We start from the raw sequence: 16675 nt of genomic DNA, 5'->3' as shown, positions 1-16675 counted from the left end.
GCAGGCGCCGCCGCGGGCGCATCCGGTTTTCACCGCCCGGCACGAGCAGCGCACTCCCGGAGCCGGCCGCGCCGGCCCACGCCTCCCCGCGCGCCGAGGCCGTCAGCCCTCAGCGCCCGTCCCACGGCGGCCGCGGCGGGTACCCGGGCAGCGCCGAGTCGACCGGTCCGCGCTCCCCGGGGAACCGGCCGTCCGAGCCCCAGGGCTGCTCCGGCCGCTCCACCACCGGCTCCCCGGTGCCGCCCTGGGCCTGCGGAGCCGGTGCGACGGGCGCGACCGGGCGGGGCGCGGCGGGGCCACCGGGCGTCATCGGCGGAGCGGGCGCGGCCCCGGGTGCCGCCGGGCCGGGCATCGCGGTGTCGGCCGCGCCGTGCACCCGGTGCTGCGGCGGCTGAGGCTGCTGGGGCCGTTGCGGCGGGTGTGGCGGATGCGGCGGCGCGGCGGGCGGGACCGCCGCGCCGGGCCGGTCGCTGTCCGGGGGCGGCGGTGGCACGCGGCGGCGCTTGGAGCCGGCGAGCAGTCGGCCGCGGACGTTGGTCGGCGCCAGCATGTCGGCCCACCGCTCGGGGTACTCGCTCGGCACCTCGTCGTCGCCCTCGTCCTCGTCGGCGTCCCCCTCGTCGTCCTCGTAGCCGTCGGCCAGGCCGAGCACCCGGGCCAGCTCGGCCCGCTCGGCGGCCCGCCGGGCGCCGGCCTCGCGGACCAGGGCGGCGGCGGCCTGCTCGGTGGCCCGCTCGTGCTCGGCTCGCGCGTCGGCGGTCTCCACGCTGGGCCAGCGGCGGTCGATCGCGGCGTTCATCGCCGCGCCGATCAGCACCGCGAGCGCGACCACGAAGATCCACAGCAGCACGGCGATCGGCGCCGCCAGCGAGCCGTAGACGGTCGGCCCCTCGACCGAGTGCACCAGGTAGAGGCGCAGCACCACGCTGCAGACCACCAGCACGCCGAGCGCCACCAGCGCACCGGGGATGTCCTCGCGCCAGGGCGTGTTGGCGGGCACGGCCACGTGGTAGAGGGTGGTGAGGAAGACGATCAGCAGCAGGATCGCGACCGGCCAGTAGAGCGCGCTGACCACGCCCGCGATGCCGGGCACCGCGTTCACCACCAGGCCGGGGCCGGCGACCAGCAGTGGCAGCACCAGCGAGCCGATCACCAGGGCACCCATGTAGAGGCCGAGTGACATCGCCCGGGTCTTGACGATGCCGCGCTTGCCGTCCAGCCCGTACATCACGGTGATGGTGTCGATGAAGATGTAGAGCGCCCGGGAGCCGGACCAGAGCGAGAAGAGGAAGCCGATGGAGATCAGGTCGGGCCGGCCGCTGGCGAAGACGCTGCTCAGCAGCGGCTGGACGATCTCCCGGATCGAGGACTGCGACAGCACGGTGCCGGCGGCCGAGAGGATGTCCTGCTGGAGCTTCTGGATGGTGCCGGCGCCCAGCAGGTCGTCGAGGTAGCCGAGGGTGCCGGCCAGGCAGAGCAGCAGTGGCGGGATCGACAGCAGGGTGAAGAACGCGGCCTCGGCGGCGAGCCCGGTCACCCGGTACTCGACGCAGGTGTTGGTGGTGTCCTTGATCAGCGCCCAGACGGTGGCCCGCCAGGTCGACCGGCGGGCAGCCCTCCTGCCGCCCTTGCCCCGGCGCCGGGTGGGCCGTTCGGCGACCGTCCTGCTGATCTCACCTGGTGACTGCACACCCCTAAGGTATCGGGCGGGTCCAAACGCACGCCCCGACCGCGGTCCCCGGCCCTGCGGCGGCCCTCGCGCCCCCGGTGCCACCGCGGCCCCGCCCACCGCCTGGGTGAACGGCCCGCCGTCCCGCCATTCGGAACTCCTGAGTCCAGATAATGGATGGTGGTGGACCGGGGATAGTTCGGCATGCGAGTCTCTTGCCATGCCCAGCGCCGGAACCACCTTGGTCGGTCGACTCCACGTCGATCTCCTCCGCGTGTCCAGCGCCATCTGTCCGGTGATCTGAGAGCACTACCCAAGCCCGCCACCACCGCACCGGCGCCAACGCGCCGTCGTCCAGCCGTCCGTGGCCCCGCCCGGCGCCCAGGGCTCCCGATCGCCGCCCGCCCACCCGCCCACCTGCGGGTGAGCGCTGGTCGCCGCAGGTCGGAGCCATGAGCACCGGCAGCCATCGCACCATCAGTCTGCTGCCCGAAGGACATTCACATGGCCACCACTTCCGACTCGGTCGAGGCCCAGCCCGCGAGCGCGCCCGCGCCGCGCGCCGCGCGCAAGGTGACCCGGCATCGCGGCGAGGGCCAGTGGGGCATGGGCCACTACACCCCGCTGAACTCCAACGAGCAGGTCAAGAAGGACGACGACGGTCTCAATGTGCGGACACGCATTGAGACGATCTACGCGCACCGCGGCTTCGACTCGATCGACCCGTCCGACCTGCGCGGCCGGATGCGCTGGTGGGGCCTCTACACCCAGCGCAAGGAGGGCATCGACGGCGGCAAGACCGCGATCCTCGACCCGCACGAACTGGACGCCGAGTACTTCATGCTGCGGGTCCGGATCGACGGCGGCCGACTCACGGTGGCCCAGCTGAACGCGATCGCCCAGGTCTCGCAGCAGTACGCGCGCGGCACCGCCGACCTGACCGACCGCCAGAACGTCCAGCTGCACTGGGTCCGGATCGAGGACGTGCCGGCGATCTGGCAGAAGCTGGAGGCCGTCGGGCTGTCCACCACCGAGGCCTGCGGCGACACCCCGCGCACCATGCTCGGCTCCCCGGTGGCGGGCGTGGCCGCGGACGAGATCATCGACGGCACCCCGGCCATCGAGGAGATCAAGCGCCGCTTCATCGGCGACCCGGCCTTCTCCAACCTGCCGCGCAAGTTCAAGACCGCGGTCTCCGGCTCCCCGCAGCTGGACGTGGCGCACGAGATCAACGACGTGGCCTTCGTCGGCGTGGTCCACCCCGAGCACGGCCCGGGCTTCGACCTCTGGGTCGGCGGCGGCCTGTCCACCAACCCCAAGTTGGGTGTGCGGCTGGGCGCCTGGGTCCCGCTGGACGAGGTGGCGGACGTCTGGGCCGGCGTGGTCGGCGTCTTCCGCGACTACGGCTACCGCCGGCTGCGCAACCGGGCCCGGCTGAAGTTCCTGGTCGCCGACTGGGGGGCGGCCAAGTTCCGCCAGGTGCTGGAGGACGAGTACCTCAAGTACCAGCTGATCGACGGCCCGGCGCCCGAGCAGCCCGCCGGCGTCTGGCGCGACCACGTGGGCGTGCACCGGCAGAACGACGGCCGGTACTACGTCGGGTTCGCCCCCCGGGTCGGCCGGCTGGACGGCGCGCTGCTCGGCGAGGTCGCCGACCTGGCCGCCGCCCACGGCTCCGACCGGCTGCGCACCACCCCCGAGCAGAAGATGCTGGTGCTCGACGTGGCGGAGGACCGGGTCGACTCGCTGGTGGCCGGCCTGGAGGCGCTGGACCTGCGGGTCACCCCGTCCCCGTTCCGGCGCGGCACCATGGCCTGCACCGGCCTGGAGTACTGCAAGCTCGCGATCGTCGAGACCAAGGAGCGCGGGCGCACCCTGATCGACGAACTGGAGGCCCGGCTGCCGGACTTCGACGAGCCGCTGTCCATCAACATCAACGGCTGCCCCAACTCCTGCGCCCGGATCCAGGTCGGCGACATCGGCCTCAAGGGCCAGTTGGTCACCGACGAGCACGGCAACCAGGTCGAGGGCTACCAGGTGCACCTCGGCGGCGCGCTCGGCCTGGAGCCCGGTTTCGGCCGCAAGGTGCGCGGGCTCAAGGTGACCAAGGACGGCCTGGCGGACTACGTCGAGCGGCTGCTGACCCGCTTCCAGGCCGACCGCGCCGAGGGCGAGCGGTTCGCGCAGTGGGCCGCCCGGGCCGGCGAGGAGCAGCTCTCGTGAGCGCCGGGAGGTGCGCGTCGCGGGTAGCGACCGCCGGGCTCCGCGAGGTGGCGGCATGAGTGAGCGCGCCGCACCGTTCCACTGCCCGTACTGCGGCGACGAGGACCTGCGCCCGGCCGCCGAGGGCGGCCACGGTGCCTGGGAGTGCGCGAGCTGCCGCCGCGCCTTCCAGCTGAAGTTTCTCGGCCTGCTGCCGGTTCCGACCAGCGGATCGACCTCGAACGGGGGGAGCGACGGATGACCGACCTGGAGGCGCTGGCCACCGCGGCCGGCCGCGACCTGGAGGAGGCCTCGGCGCAGGAGGTCATGCGCTGGGCCGCCGAGACCTTCGGCAGCAAGCTGTGCGTCACGTCCTCGATGGAGGACGCGGTGGTGGCCCACCTGGCGTCCACCGTGCTGCCCGGGATCGACGTGGTCTTCCTGGACACCGGCTACCACTTCCCGGAGACCATCGGCACCCGGGACGCGGTCGCCGCGACCATGCCGGTCAACGTGATCACCCTGACGCCGCGCCAGACCGTGGCCGAGCAGGACGCCGAGTACGGCCCCGCGCTGCACGACCGCGATCCGGACCTGTGCTGCTCGCTGCGCAAGGTCGAGCCGCTGCGGCGCGGGCTGACGGCTTACGACGCGTGGGCAACCGGCCTGCGCCGCGACGAGTCGCCGACCCGGGCCGGCACCCCGGTGGTGGCCTGGGACGCCAAGCGGCGCAAGGTGAAGATCGCACCGATCGCCCGCTGGACCCAGGCGGACGTCGATGCCTACGTCCAGGAGCACGGTGTGCTGCTCAACCCGCTGCTGTGGGAGGGCTACACCTCGGTGGGCTGCGCACCGCTCTCCTGCACCCGCAAGCCGGGCGAGGGCGAGGACGGCCGCGCCGGGCGCTGGGCGGGGTCGGGCAAGCAGGAGTGCGGCATCCACCTCTGAGGGTCGACTCCGTCGACTCCGGCGGCGGGCGCGTCGCGCACGACCCCACCGACGTTCGGACAACTGACCGACCTCGCACGGGTAGGACCTGACCGACCTGCGAGCTAGTTTCTTTCCGCTACTTAGTTTTGGAGTGAAAGTGACCAGAGCCGACACCCTGGCCGCCGCGGAGGCGGCCCGTTCGGCCGCTCCCTGCGAGCGCGGCGCCACGGTGTGGCTGACCGGGCTGCCGAGCGCCGGCAAGACCACCCTGGCCTTCGCGCTGGCCGAGCGGCTGCGCGCCGAGGGCCACCGGGTGGAGGTGCTCGACGGCGACGAGATCCGCGCGTTCCTCTCCGAGGGCCTGGGCTTCTCCGAGCAGGACCGGCACACCAACGTGACCCGGATCGGCTTCGTGGCCGAGAAGTTGGCCCGCAACGGCGTCAAGGTGCTCGCCCCGGTGATCGCGCCCTACGCCCGCTCCCGGGCCGCGGTGCGCACCCGGCACGCCGAACAGGGCGCCGAGTTCCTGGAGGTCCACGTCGCCACTCCCGTCGAGCTCTGCGCCGAGCGCGACGTCAAGGGCCTGTACGCCGAGCAGGCGGCGGGCCGGATCTCGGGCCTGACCGGGGTCGACGACCCGTACGAGGCGCCGGAGAGCCCCGAGTTGCGCCTGCAGACCCAAGGCCGCTCGGTGGCCGAGTCCGCCGCCGAGCTGCACGCCTTCCTGACCGAGAGGGGCCTGGCATGACGACCGCGACCGCACGGCTGATCGAGCAGAGCGACAACCCCTTCGCGCTCTCGCACCTCGACGCCCTCGAGGCGGAGGCGGTGCACATCTTCCGCGAGGTGGCGGGTGAGTTCGAGCGGCCGGTGATCCTGTTCTCCGGCGGCAAGGACTCCATCGTGATGCTGCACCTGGCCCTCAAGGCCTTCGCGCCGGCTGCCGTCCCCTTCTCGCTGCTGCACGTGGACACCGGGCACAACTTCCCCGAGGTCATCGCCTACCGCGACCGGGTGGTGGCCCAGCACTCCTTGCGCCTGCACGTCGCCTCCGTCCAGCAGTTCATCGACGAGGGGCGGCTGCGGGAGCGCCCGGACGGCACCCGCAACCCGCTGCAGACGGTCCCGCTGCTGGACGCCATCGAGACGGGCAAGTTCGACGCGGTCTTCGGCGGCGGCCGCCGGGACGAGGAGAAGGCCCGCGCCAAGGAGCGCGTCTTCTCGCTGCGCGACGAGTTCGGTGCGTGGGATCCGCGGCGCCAGCGGCCGGAGTTGTGGGCGCTGTACAACGGGCGGCACGCGCCGGGTGAGCACGTCCGGGTCTTCCCGCTCTCCAACTGGACCGAGTTGGACGTGTGGCAGTACATCGAACGCGAGTCCATCGAGCTCCCGCAGATCTACTACGCCCACGAGCGCGACGTCTTCCGGCGCGACGGCATGTGGCTGACCGCCGGCGAGTGGGGCGGCCCCAAGGACGGTGAGGCGGTGGAGCGCCGCCTGGTGCGCTACCGCACGGTGGGCGACATGTCCTGCACGGGCGCAGTCGACTCGGACGCGGCCACCATCGAACAGGTGATCGCGGAGATCGCCGCCTCCCGGCTGACCGAGCGCGGCGCCACCCGGGCCGACGACAAGCTCTCCGAAGCCGCCATGGAAGACCGCAAGCGCGAGGGGTACTTCTAACCATGACCAGCACCACCACGTCCCACGAGCTGACCGCCACCTCGCTGCTGCGCTTCGCCACCGCCGGTTCCGTCGACGACGGCAAGTCCACCCTGGTCGGCCGGCTGCTGCACGACTCCAAGTCGGTGCTGGCCGACCAGTTGGAGGCCGTCGAGCACGCCTCCCGCCGTCGCGGCCAGGACGCCCCCGACCTCGCGCTGCTCACCGACGGCCTGCGCGCCGAGCGCGAGCAGGGCATCACCATCGACGTCGCCTACCGCTACTTCGCCACCACCCGGCGCCGGTTCATCCTCGCCGACACCCCCGGCCACGTGCAGTACACCCGCAACATGGTCACCGGCGCCTCCACCGCCGAGCTCGCCGTGGTGCTGGTGGACGCCCGCAACGGCGTGGTCGAACAGACCCGCCGCCACGCCGCCGTGGCCGCCCTGCTGCGCGTCCCGCACGTGGTGCTGGCGGTCAACAAGATGGACCTGGTCGGCTACGCCGAGCCCGTCTTCGCCGCCATCGCCGCCGAATTCACCAGCTACGCCGCCTCGTTGGGCATCGCGGAGGTGACCGCGATCCCGCTCTCCGCGCTGGCCGGCGACAATGTGGTCGTGCCCTCCGCGCACATGGACTGGTACCCGGGCCCCACCCTGCTGGAGCACCTGGAGACCGTGCCCGTCGGCACCGACCCGAGCCTGGAACCCGCCCGCTTCCCCGTCCAGTACGTCATCCGCCCCCAGACCGCCGAACACCCCGACTACCGCGGCTACGCGGGCCAGTTGGCCTCCGGCGTGCTGCGCACCGGCGATGCGGTGACCGTCCTGCCGTCCGGGCACACCACCACCGTGGCCGGCATCGACGTCCTCGGCTCCGAGACCGACATCGCCTGGGCGCCCCAGTCCGTCACCGTGCGCCTGACCGACGACATCGACGTCTCCCGCGGCGACCTCATCGCCGCCGGCCCGACCCCGGTGCCCGTCAAGGACGTCGAGGCCACCGTCTGCCACCTCAACGAGCGCCCGCTGCGGCCCGGTGACAAGGTGCTCCTCAAGCACACCACCCGCACGGTGCGGGCCCTGGTCAAGGACATCAGCTACCGGATCGACATCGACACCCTCGAACAGCGCACCGATGCTCCGGAGTTGAACGTCAACGACATCGGCCGCGCCGTACTGCGCACCGCCGAGCCGCTGGCCCTGGACGCGTACGCGGACAACCGCCGCACCGGCTCGTTCCTGCTGATCGATCCGGCCGACGGCACCACCCTGACCGCCGGCATGGCCGGCGAGGCCTTCGGCGGCCTCCTCACCACCCCGGCGGCACAAGAGGAGGACTGGTTCTGATGTCCGGCGAGGCGTTCTCGCGGATGGACAAGGAAGGCGGTCGCATCGGCAGCGGCGCCCGTGGCAGCGGCCAGGGCGGGATCTGCCGATGTGAGCCCCACCGGGGCTACTGACTCAGCACTGCCTGACACGCAGTCATCGATGCGCCACACCGGGTCCGTTGTTCACCCTGCGGCCGATGCCCGGCGTGCCTGTGCCACACCTTCCCAGACCGGTTTCCAGCGAAGGACTCCTCCCATGGCCTCCTCCTCCCCGACGCATACCCGCCCACGCCACGACGCCGGCCGCGCCAGACGTGTGGTGCCCGCCGCCGTGGCCGGCCTGCTCGCCGTCAGCCTGCTGAGCGCGTGCAGCTACGGCTCCAAGGCACCCAAGAGCAACGCCGCCCCGGCCGCCGCCGCCTCAGGCGCCAAGCTGTCGGCCGACACCGTGAAGATCGGCTACTTCGCCAACCTGACCCATGGCACCGCGCTGGTCGGCCTGCAAGAGGGCCTGTTCCAGAAGGAGTTGGGTGGCACCGAGATCAAGACGCAGGTGTTCAACGCCGGCCCGTCCGAGATCGAGGCGCTCAACGCCGGTTCGATCGACATCGGGTGGATCGGCCCCTCCCCGGCGATCAACGGCTACACCCAGTCCGGCGGTTCCAGTCTGCGGATCATCAGCGGCTCGGCTTCCGGCGGCGTCGAACTGGTCGTCAACCCGGCCAAGGTGAAGTCGCTGGACGACCTCAAGGGCAAGAAGATCGCCACCCCGCAGCTGGGCAACACCCAGGACGTGGCACTGCTCAACTACCTGGCGGGCAAGGGCTACAAGGAGGACGCCCAGTCCGGCGCGGGTGACGTCTCGGTGGTGCGCACCGACAACAAGGTCACCCCCGACGCCTACAGCTCCGGCTCGATCGACGGCGCCTGGGTGCCCGAGCCGACCGCCTCCACGCTGGTCAGCCGCGGCGGGAAGGTCCTGCTCGACGAGAAGGACCTGTGGCCCGACCGGCAGTTCGTGATCACCAACGTGATCGTGTCGCAGAAGTTCCTCAAGGCACACCCCGATGTGGTCGAGGCGGTGCTGCGCGGCTCGGTGAAGACCAACGCCTTCATCAAGCAGAACCCGGCCAAGGCCGAGCAGGACGCCAATGACGCGATCAAGGCGGCCGGCGGCAATGCGCTGCCGGCCGCCATCCTGGACCCGGCGTGGCACAGCATCGACTTCATCGACGATCCGCTGGCGACCACCCTGCAGGCCGAAGCCGACCACGCGGTCACCGCGGGCCTGCTGAAGAAGCCGAACACCGCCGGGATCTACGACCTGACCCTGCTCGACAAGGTGCTCCAGGAAGCCGGCCGACCCGCCGTCGACGACGCCGGACTCGGCGCCCACTAGCCCGAGCCGCACCGCACCGGTAGCTCCGGCGTCCGTCCCCCGCCCCGCCCACGTCGATGCCCCCCATTCTGACCGGGGGCCGGGCGGGGGCCGGACTCCGGTCCCGCACAGCTTCCCGCTCGCCACCCACACGCCAGGAGGTGCCCGCGATGAGCACGGCACTCACCGCTCCCGACGCCACCGCCACCACCGCCGACACCGCCGTGCGACTGGCCGGAGTGCACAAGACCTACGGCGCCGCCCCCGTCCTGGAGGACATCGACCTCACGGCCGCGCCAGGTGAGTTCCTCTGCCTGCTCGGCGCCTCCGGCTGCGGCAAGTCCACGCTGCTCAACCTGGTCGCCGGGCTCGACCAGCCCAGCAGCGGCAGCATCGAGGTGCCGGCCGGCCGGCCCGCCCTGATGTTCCAGGACCACGCGCTCTTCCCGTGGTTGACCGCCGGCCGCAACATCGAACTCGCGCTGCGCCTCAACGGCACCCCGCGCGAGGAGCGCCGGGCCGAGGCCGAACGCCTGCTGGAGCTGGTCCGCCTGGGCGGCGCGCACCGCAAGCGGATCCACGAACTCTCCGGCGGCATGCGCCAACGTGTCGCGCTGGCCCGGGCGTTGGCACAGGGCGGCCAAGTACTGCTGATGGACGAGCCGTTCGCCGCACTGGACGCCATCACCCGCGACCTGCTGCACGAGGAGCTCGTCCGGATCTGGCAGGAACGGCAGTTGACCGTCCTGTTCGTCACCCACAACGTCCGCGAGGCCGTCCGGCTCGCCCAACGCGTGGTGCTGCTCTCCTCCCGCCCAGGCCGGATCGCCCGCGAGTGGCGGATCGACCTGCCCCAGCCGCGCCGGATCGAGAGCGCCGCCGTCGCGGACCTGTCCGTCGAGATCACCGAGCACCTGCGTGGGGAGATCCGCCGCCATGTCCAGCACTGAGACCACTCCCCCCACCCGGGTGGACGCCACCACCCGGCCGGACGACGACTTGCAGGGCCTCGACGCCCTGGAGACCGTCACCGCCCAACGCCGGCCCGTCGGCCGGGTGCTGCGCGAGAAGGCGCTGCCGCCGCTGCTGGGCGTGCTGCTGGTGCTGGCGGTGTGGCAGCTGGTCTACAGCCTGCACGTCACGCCGTCGTACAAGCTGCCCAGCCCGCTGGACGTCTGGCACTCCCTGACCGACCTCTGGTACCAGGGCTCGCTGTTCTCGATCATCTGGACCAGCCTGTGGCGGGGCATCTCCGGGTTCCTGGCGGCCGTCGCCATCGGCACTCCGATCGGCCTGATCGTGGCCCGGGTGAGGTTCGTCCGCGCCGCGGTCGGCCCGGTGCTCTCCGGACTGCAGTCGCTGCCGTCGGTCGCCTGGGTGCCGGCCGCCGTCATCTGGCTGGGCATCAACGACCAGGCCATGTACGCCGTCATCCTGCTCGGCGCCGTTCCCTCCATCGCCAACGGCCTGATCTCCGGCGTCGACCAGGTGCCGCCGCTCTTCCTGCGCGCCGGCCGCACCCTGGGCGCGCGGGGGTTCACCAGCGCCCGGTACGTGCTGCTGCCCGCCGCCCTGCCCGGCTACCTGGCCGGCCTCAAGCAGGGCTGGGCCTTCTCCTGGCGCTCGCTGATGGCCGCCGAGCTGATCGCCTCCTCCCCCGACCTCGGCATCGGCCTGGGCCGCTACCTGGAGAACCAGCGCGACTCCTCCGACATGTCGGGGGTGCTGCTCGGCATCATCCTCATCCTGGTCGTCGGCGTCGCCATCGACCTGCTGGTCTTCACCCCGCTGGAGAACCGGGTGCTCCGCACCCGCGGGCTGCTCCAGACCGGTCGCTGAACCAGCGTCCGCCCCCGCCCCTCCCGCCGACCGCCGCCCTTGGGAACCCCCGCCACTCCCGCCGACCGCCACCCCTGGGAGCCCCCGCCACTCCCGCCGACCGCCACCCCTGGGAGCCCCCGCCATGGCCACCGCCCCCACCCTGCTGCTCATCGCCCACGGCAGCCGCGACCCCCGGCACGCGGCGACGGTCGACGCCCTGTTGCGCGAGGTGCGCGCGCAGCGGCCCGGCCTGACGGTGGCCACCGCCTACCTGGACCACTGCGCGCCGCGGCTGTCTCAGCTGGTGGCCCGGCTCGACGGTCCGGCGGTGGCGGTGCCGCTGCTCCTCAACCGCGCCTACCACGCCAAGCACGACATCCCGGCGGTGCTGCGCTCCGCCGGCGCGGCCGGGCTGCCGGTGGCGGACGTCCTCGGCCCCTCCCCGCTGCTGCTGGACGCGCTGGAGCGGCGGCTGGCCGAAGCCGGGACCGACCTGGCCCAACGAGCCCACACCGGCGTGGTGCTGGCCGCCGCCGGTTCCTCCGACCCGGCCGCCGACGCCGCCACCCGCGCCCTCGCCGCCGACTGGCAACGCCGGCGCGGTTGGGGCGCCGTGGCGGTGGCCTACGCGTCGGCAGGTGGCCCCCGCGTCTGCGACGCCCTGGCCGAACTCCGCGCCCAGGGCGTGACGCGCACCGCCGTGGCGCCCTACCTGCTGGCCCCCGGCCTGCTGCCGGACCGCATCGCCGCAGCCGCCACCGGGGCCGACGTGCTCGCCCCCGTCCTCGGAGCCGCCCCGGAGGTCGCCCAACTGCTGCTGGCCCGCTACGACCGGGCGCAGCGGTTGCCGGCGGCCGCAGCGGCGGCCTGACGCCCCGCCGGGTACCGGCACCACGGGCTCCACGCCTCGGTGCAGCAGAGCGCCGCCGCAGTGGGCGGGCCGCTGGGCGCCAGGCCGAGCCCGGCACCCCCGGGGCCCACCCGCGTTCAGGATCGCCGGCCCGTCACGGCCCGCACCTGCGCAGCGCCCACCCGGCGAGCCGACCGGGCTCTTCGCCGCCTCACACCCGCCGCAGCGTGAACGCGTCCGACACCCCGCCGCCGAACAGCACGTCCATCCGCCCCGACAGCGTCCACAGCGCCCCGCCCGGCCCCCGGGTCACCGCGGTCGGCGCCGGGTCCGCCGATGGCCGGGAGGTGACCTGGACCCGCTGCCCGCCCTGGACGCCCTGCGCCCCCTCGCGCACGGTCACCACCGTCCCGGTCGAATCCACCCCGATCCGATTGGTCACCCCCACCAGCGTCCCGCCCGGCCCTGCCGCCAGCCCGTCGAGCCCGACCAGTCGCGGGTCGGCCACCAGCAGCCGCACCGACTCCGGTCGCCGCAGCGGCAGTTCCCAGATCGCTCCGGTCGCGTAGTCGCCCACCCACAGGTCCCCGCCCCGCAGCACGATCCCGTTCAGCCCGAACTGGCCCGGGCCGGCGCCGATCCGGTCGTCGCGCAGCAGCACGGACGCCCGTCCGTCGGCCGTCACCCGGTAGACGACCGGCGCGAACGAGTCGGTCACATACGCGGTGCCGTCCGCGTCGAACGCCACGTCGTTGGCCAGGTGCCGGCCGCCGTCCCCCGCCACCGCCGCCAGGTCGACGTACCACAACCGCCGCCCGGTGCCCAGCTCATAGGCGCCCAACCCGGCCACGTGGCCCGGGGTTTGCGCGGTGCTCCGGACCGAGCGGCCCGCCGGGTCGGCGTTGCAGACCAGCACCCGGCCCCGCGCCGCGTCCACCTTGACGCCCAGCACCGAGACCAACTCCGGGTCGGACACCAGGGTGTGCGCGGTGCCGTCGGCACGCACCGTACTGACCGTGCCCTGGTGGACCGAGCCGATGACGAACTGTCGGTGGACCGGGTCCCAACTCGCGCTCTCCGGGTTCAACTCATCGCCCTGTCCGTGCAGGACGGCGCCGTAGTGGCCGGCCGTCGCCACCGCGGCCTCGGCGGCGGGCGCCGCGGCCAGCGGCGTGGCCACCAGACCGGCGACCGCGACCGCGGCGGCCACCGCGGCTCGGACGGCGTTGCTCTTCGTCATCACGTGCTCCCCTTGTCGGTTGACTTGTGCCAAGCCTCGGGCGGAGCGGGCGGGCGCAGCAGTGCGTGGCGATACTGGTAGTCGCACTACCAGGGGGAGGCATCTCGCAATGACCCGTCGACCGGACGACCTGATGACCCGTCAGCGGACCCGTCAGGTGACCCGGCAACCGGCCGACCACCGCGGTCAGGTCCGCCGGGACGCACTCGCCGACTTCCTACGCACCCGGCGGGCCCGGCTCACCCCGGCCGACGTGGGGATGGCCCCCGGCGTGCGGCGTCGCACCCCGGGCCTGCGGCGGGAGGAGATCGCGGTGCTCGCCGGGGTCGGGGTCACCTGGTACACCTGGTTGGAGCAGGGGCGGGAGATCCACCCGTCCCCCGAGGTGCTGGGCAGCCTGGCCCGCACCCTGCGGCTGGATCCGGCCGAGTCCGACTACTTGTTCCGCCTGGCCGGCAACCAGCCTGCCCCGCACGCGGTTTCAGTGCCGCCCGAGGTACCGGCCGCACTGGTCCGGCTGGTTCGGGCGCAGTCTCCGGCGCCGGCGTTCCTGATGGACGCGGACTGGACGGTGCGGGCGTGGAACCCGCAGGCGGAGGTGCTGTTCGACTTCTCCGCCTGGGAGCCGGAGGACCGCAACCTGGCCTGGGTGGCGTTCGCGCACCGGCCGGGCCGGGCCCGCACGGTGGATTGGGAGCGGCACGGGCGCCGGGTGCTGGCCCATCTGCGGTCCGCATACGCGGAGCGCGGCGGCGAGGCCACGGCCGGCGGGCGGCGGATGGCCGCGCTGCTGGGGCGGCTGCGGGAGCACTTCCCGGAGGCGGCGGCCTGGTCGGACGAACACGAGGTGCAGGACCGCAAGGGCGCCGAGAAGGACCTGGAGCACGAGCGGCTGGGCCCGCTGCGCTTCGACCAGATCGTCCTGCGGGCCCCGGAAGGGCTGCAGTTGGTGGTGCTGTCGCCGCGCGATCCGACGACGGCCGACCGCCTCCCGCTGCTCGTGCCTGCCACCGAGGTGCCCGCGGACCCGCCGCCGGGCCCGCACGCCGCGAGGTACGAGCCTCCCGGCTCACGGATGCCCGACTGACGACGGCCGGTGGCCGGGGCGGGGCATCGGCTACCGCGACGCGGTACGCCTGACTCCGGATCGCGGTGAGGGTGAGCGCCGAGTGGAGTCGCGCAGCGTCGGCTTCACCGGCACCGTCGTTCACCGGCCGGGTGACCGCACGTCGAAGGGCTCGGAGGGGCCCGTACGCCCTTGGGCACGGACCCCTCCGGATCAGCCGAGCCGCCTCAGTTCGCCGACCGGCGCTGGCGACCCGTGCCGTAGTTGGAGCCGCTCTTCGAGCCGCTGCCCGGCTTCGCCGCCCCGCTGGCCTTGCCGATGAACCCGGCCGCCATCCGGCGCGAGCCGCTGCCGCCACCGGCGCCGTTCGCGGCGCCCCCGAGGCGCTGCTTGGGGCGGCGCTGCTTGGGGTTGCCGTTGATGTCCACGTCGGTGGGGAGCTTGCTGCGCGGGCCGGAGCGGCGACGGTTGCCGCTGTTGCCGGCGCTGCCGCCCGTCTTGGGAGCGGCGGCGGGCGCGGCCTGCGCCTCCGCTGCCACCGCCGGGGCCAGGGTGACCGGCACCCCGCTGGGGGTGCGGGCACCCGTGATCCGGGCCAGCTCGGCGTCGCCGGGGCGGACCTTGGTGGTGGTCGCCTGGATGCCGGCGACGTTCATCAGCCGGGAGACCTCGCGGCGCTGCTCGGGCAGCACCAGGGTGACCACGGTGCCGGACTCGCCGGCCCGGGCGGTGCGGCCGCCGCGGTGCAGGTAGTCCTTGTGGTCGATCGGCGGGTCGACGTTGACCACCAGGTCCAGGCCGTCGATGTGGATGCCGCGGGCGGCGACGTTGGTGGCGATCAGGGCGTTCACCCGGCCGTCGCGGAACTGCTCCAGGGTGCGGTTGCGCTGCGGCTGGGACTTGCCGCCGTGCAGCGCGGCCGCCCGCACGCCGTTGGCCAGCAACTGCTTGGCGAGGCGGTCGGCGCCGTGCTTGGTGTGCACGAACATGATCACCCGGCCGTCCCGGGACGCGATGTGCGCGGTGGTGGCGGCCTTGTCGGTCGGCTCCAACTGCAGCACGTGGTGGTCCATTGTGGTCACCGCGCCGGCCGACGGGTCGACCGAGTGGACCACCGGATCGGTCAGGAAGCGCTGCACCAGCCGGTCGATGTTCTTGTCCAGGGTGGCCGAGAACAGCATCCGCTGGCCGCCCTCGGCGACCTGCTCCAGCAGCCTGCTGACCTGCGGCAGGAAGCCCATGTCGGCCATCTGGTCGGCCTCGTCGAGCACGGTGGTCCGCACCTCGTCGAGGCGGACGTCCTGACGGGCGATCAGGTCGTCGAGCCGGCCCGGGGTGGCGACCAGCAGTTCGGTGCCGCGGCGCAGCGCGTTGGCCTGCCGGGTGATCGACATGCCGCCGACCACGGTGGCGATCCGCACGTTGACGGCGGTGGCGTAGGGGGTCAGCGCATCGGTGACCTGCTGGGCCAGCTCGCGGGTGGGCACCAGCACCATGGCGAGCGGGCGTCGCGCGTCGGCCCGCTGGTTGGCGAGCCGGGCCAGCAGCGGCAGGCCGAAGGCCAGGGTCTTGCCGGAGCCGGTGCGGCCGCGGCCGAGCACGTCGCGGCCGGCCAGCGAGTCGGGCAGGGTCGCGGACTGGATCGGGAACGGCGCGGTGACGCCCTCCCGGGTGAGCGCGGCGAGCAGCGCCTTGGGCATGTCGAGTTCGGCGAAGGTGGCCGCCGGCGGGCGGGCCGGGGTGCCGGTCACGGTGGTGAACTCGGCGGCGGCGGGCACCGGGCGGGTGCGCGGGGCACCGGAGCCGCGGGGGCGACCCTGGCCGGTGCTGCGGGGGGCCTGGCCGTTGCGGGGCGCCTGGGCCTGTCGGCTGCGGGGCCTGCGGCCGGCGGCCGGGCGTGCCTGATCGGTCATGCGGAAGTGCTCCGTCCTGAGCGGTCACCACTGTGGGATGAACCATGGGTCGGCCGCCAGGAGTGGATGTGCCGCCCCGGCCGATGCAGCGGCATGGGCGAAGGCCCGCACCGAGCGGTGCGGGCCTTCGCCGCGTCACGCGAGTCCAGCAGATCCGGTGATCAGCTGGAGATGATGACGATGTTCTCGGCCTGCGGGCCCTTCTGGCCCTGGGTGACGTCGAACTCGACCTTCTGGCCCTCGAACAGCTCGCGGAAGCCGTTGGCGCTGATGTTGGAGTAGTGGGCGAACACGTCCGGGCCGCCACCCTCCTGCTCGATGAAGCCGAAGCCCTTCTCGCTGTTGAACCACTTCACGGTGCCGGTAGCCATAACCGATTTCCTCACATACCTGGGGCTACGAAGCACACACGGCGTGTGCCTCGTGTCGCCGCGATCCCCATCCGGAGATGACCGCCGGACAAAACAAATGCGCCTGTTGGTTGGACCAGCAGGCGCACACAAACGTTCATGGGAACCAAAACTGCAACTGCTTCGACTGTAGCACGGTGCGGGCCGAAATGATCGGATAATTTTCCGTGCCGGACGGTCGATCCGGACCTTGGCAAGTCC

General features: G+C 73.1%; 16 protein-coding genes. 12 read left to right on the top strand and 4 right to left on the bottom strand.

Features of this window, described 5'->3' with window-relative positions; translation table 11 throughout:
- Window positions 1–109: 109 nt before the first annotated feature.
- Window positions 110–1690 carry a YihY/virulence factor BrkB family protein gene (locus LN042_RS18470; protein WP_372495767.1) on the bottom strand — a complete coding sequence of 527 codons (1581 nt, stop codon included), beginning with the start codon at window positions 1688–1690 and terminating at the stop codon, window positions 110–112.
- Between the two features lie 199 nt (window positions 1691–1889).
- Here LN042_RS18470 and LN042_RS38050 point away from each other — a divergent pair, with 199 nt between their 5' ends.
- The 11 genes from LN042_RS38050 to LN042_RS18415 all read left to right on the top strand — a co-directional run bounded on the left by LN042_RS38050 (window position 1890) and on the right by LN042_RS18415 (window position 11866).
- The gene (locus LN042_RS38050; RefSeq protein ID WP_329492070.1) at window positions 1890–1973 is read left to right on the top strand and encodes a putative leader peptide; all 84 of its coding nucleotides are present in this window, start codon (window positions 1890–1892) and stop codon (window positions 1971–1973) included.
- A 200-nt stretch (window positions 1974–2173) separates the two neighbouring features.
- Entirely contained in the window at window positions 2174–3892 is a 1719-nt protein-coding gene (locus LN042_RS18465; RefSeq protein WP_230052346.1) for a nitrite/sulfite reductase, read from the top strand.
- 55 nt (window positions 3893–3947) lie between these two features.
- Complete coding sequence (locus LN042_RS18460) at window positions 3948–4133, top strand: hypothetical protein (RefSeq protein WP_230052345.1); 186 nt, start codon at window positions 3948–3950, stop codon at window positions 4131–4133.
- Entirely contained in the window at window positions 4130–4819 is a 690-nt protein-coding gene (locus LN042_RS18455; RefSeq protein WP_230052344.1) for a phosphoadenylyl-sulfate reductase, read from the top strand. Before LN042_RS18460 ends, LN042_RS18455 begins: the two co-directional genes overlap by 4 nt.
- Before the next feature lie 139 nt (window positions 4820–4958).
- Window positions 4959–5549, top strand: a complete 591-nt coding sequence (gene cysC / locus LN042_RS18450; RefSeq protein WP_372495766.1) for an adenylyl-sulfate kinase — start codon at window positions 4959–4961, stop codon at window positions 5547–5549.
- On the top strand, window positions 5546–6484 hold the full coding sequence (gene cysD / locus LN042_RS18445; RefSeq protein WP_230052343.1) for a sulfate adenylyltransferase subunit CysD: 939 nt from the start codon (window positions 5546–5548) through the stop codon (window positions 6482–6484). Before cysC ends, cysD begins: the two co-directional genes overlap by 4 nt.
- Window positions 6485–6486: 2 nt before the next feature.
- Window positions 6487–7815, top strand: coding sequence for a sulfate adenylyltransferase subunit 1 (locus LN042_RS18440; RefSeq protein ID WP_230052342.1), 1329 nt, complete (start codon window positions 6487–6489; stop codon window positions 7813–7815).
- Between the two features lie 237 nt (window positions 7816–8052).
- Entirely contained in the window at window positions 8053–9195 is a 1143-nt protein-coding gene (locus tag LN042_RS18430; RefSeq protein ID WP_230052340.1) for an aliphatic sulfonate ABC transporter substrate-binding protein, read from the top strand.
- Window positions 9196–9344: 149 nt separating this feature from the next.
- On the top strand, window positions 9345–10124 hold the full coding sequence (locus LN042_RS18425; protein WP_230052339.1) for an ABC transporter ATP-binding protein: 780 nt from the start codon (window positions 9345–9347) through the stop codon (window positions 10122–10124).
- Window positions 10111–11013 carry an ABC transporter permease gene (locus tag LN042_RS18420; RefSeq protein ID WP_230052338.1) on the top strand — a complete coding sequence of 301 codons (903 nt, stop codon included), beginning with the start codon at window positions 10111–10113 and terminating at the stop codon, window positions 11011–11013. The genes LN042_RS18425 and LN042_RS18420 overlap by 14 nt, the downstream gene beginning before the upstream one ends.
- A gap of 124 nt (window positions 11014–11137) precedes the next feature.
- On the top strand, window positions 11138–11866 hold the full coding sequence (locus tag LN042_RS18415) for a sirohydrochlorin chelatase (RefSeq protein WP_230052337.1): 729 nt from the start codon (window positions 11138–11140) through the stop codon (window positions 11864–11866).
- A gap of 190 nt (window positions 11867–12056) precedes the next feature.
- Here the strand turns inward: LN042_RS18415 and LN042_RS18410 are convergent, their stop codons facing one another.
- Complete coding sequence (locus LN042_RS18410; RefSeq protein ID WP_230052336.1) at window positions 12057–13085, bottom strand: hypothetical protein; 1029 nt, start codon at window positions 13083–13085, stop codon at window positions 12057–12059.
- 109 nt (window positions 13086–13194) lie between these two features.
- On the opposite strand from LN042_RS18410, the gene LN042_RS18405 reads away from it, so the two are divergent.
- Window positions 13195–14172, top strand: a complete 978-nt coding sequence (locus LN042_RS18405; RefSeq protein ID WP_283843802.1) for a helix-turn-helix transcriptional regulator — start codon at window positions 13195–13197, stop codon at window positions 14170–14172.
- Between the two features lie 206 nt (window positions 14173–14378).
- Here the strand turns inward: LN042_RS18405 and LN042_RS18400 are convergent, their stop codons facing one another.
- Both LN042_RS18400 and LN042_RS18395 read right to left on the bottom strand, forming a co-directional pair.
- On the bottom strand, window positions 14379–16064 hold the full coding sequence (locus LN042_RS18400) for a DEAD/DEAH box helicase (protein WP_230052335.1): 1686 nt from the start codon (window positions 16062–16064) through the stop codon (window positions 14379–14381).
- Window positions 16065–16225: 161 nt separating this feature from the next.
- On the bottom strand, window positions 16226–16435 hold the full coding sequence (locus LN042_RS18395) for a cold-shock protein (protein ID WP_230052334.1): 210 nt from the start codon (window positions 16433–16435) through the stop codon (window positions 16226–16228).
- Window positions 16436–16675 lie beyond the last annotated feature (240 nt).

Origin of the sequence: Kitasatospora humi, assembly GCF_020907985.1 — a bacterium.
In the GTDB taxonomy this organism is placed as follows: Bacteria; Actinomycetota; Actinomycetes; order Streptomycetales; family Streptomycetaceae; genus Kitasatospora; species Kitasatospora humi.
Note: the sequence above shows the minus strand (reverse complement) of the source record. Positions and strands in the feature narration are given on the sequence as shown.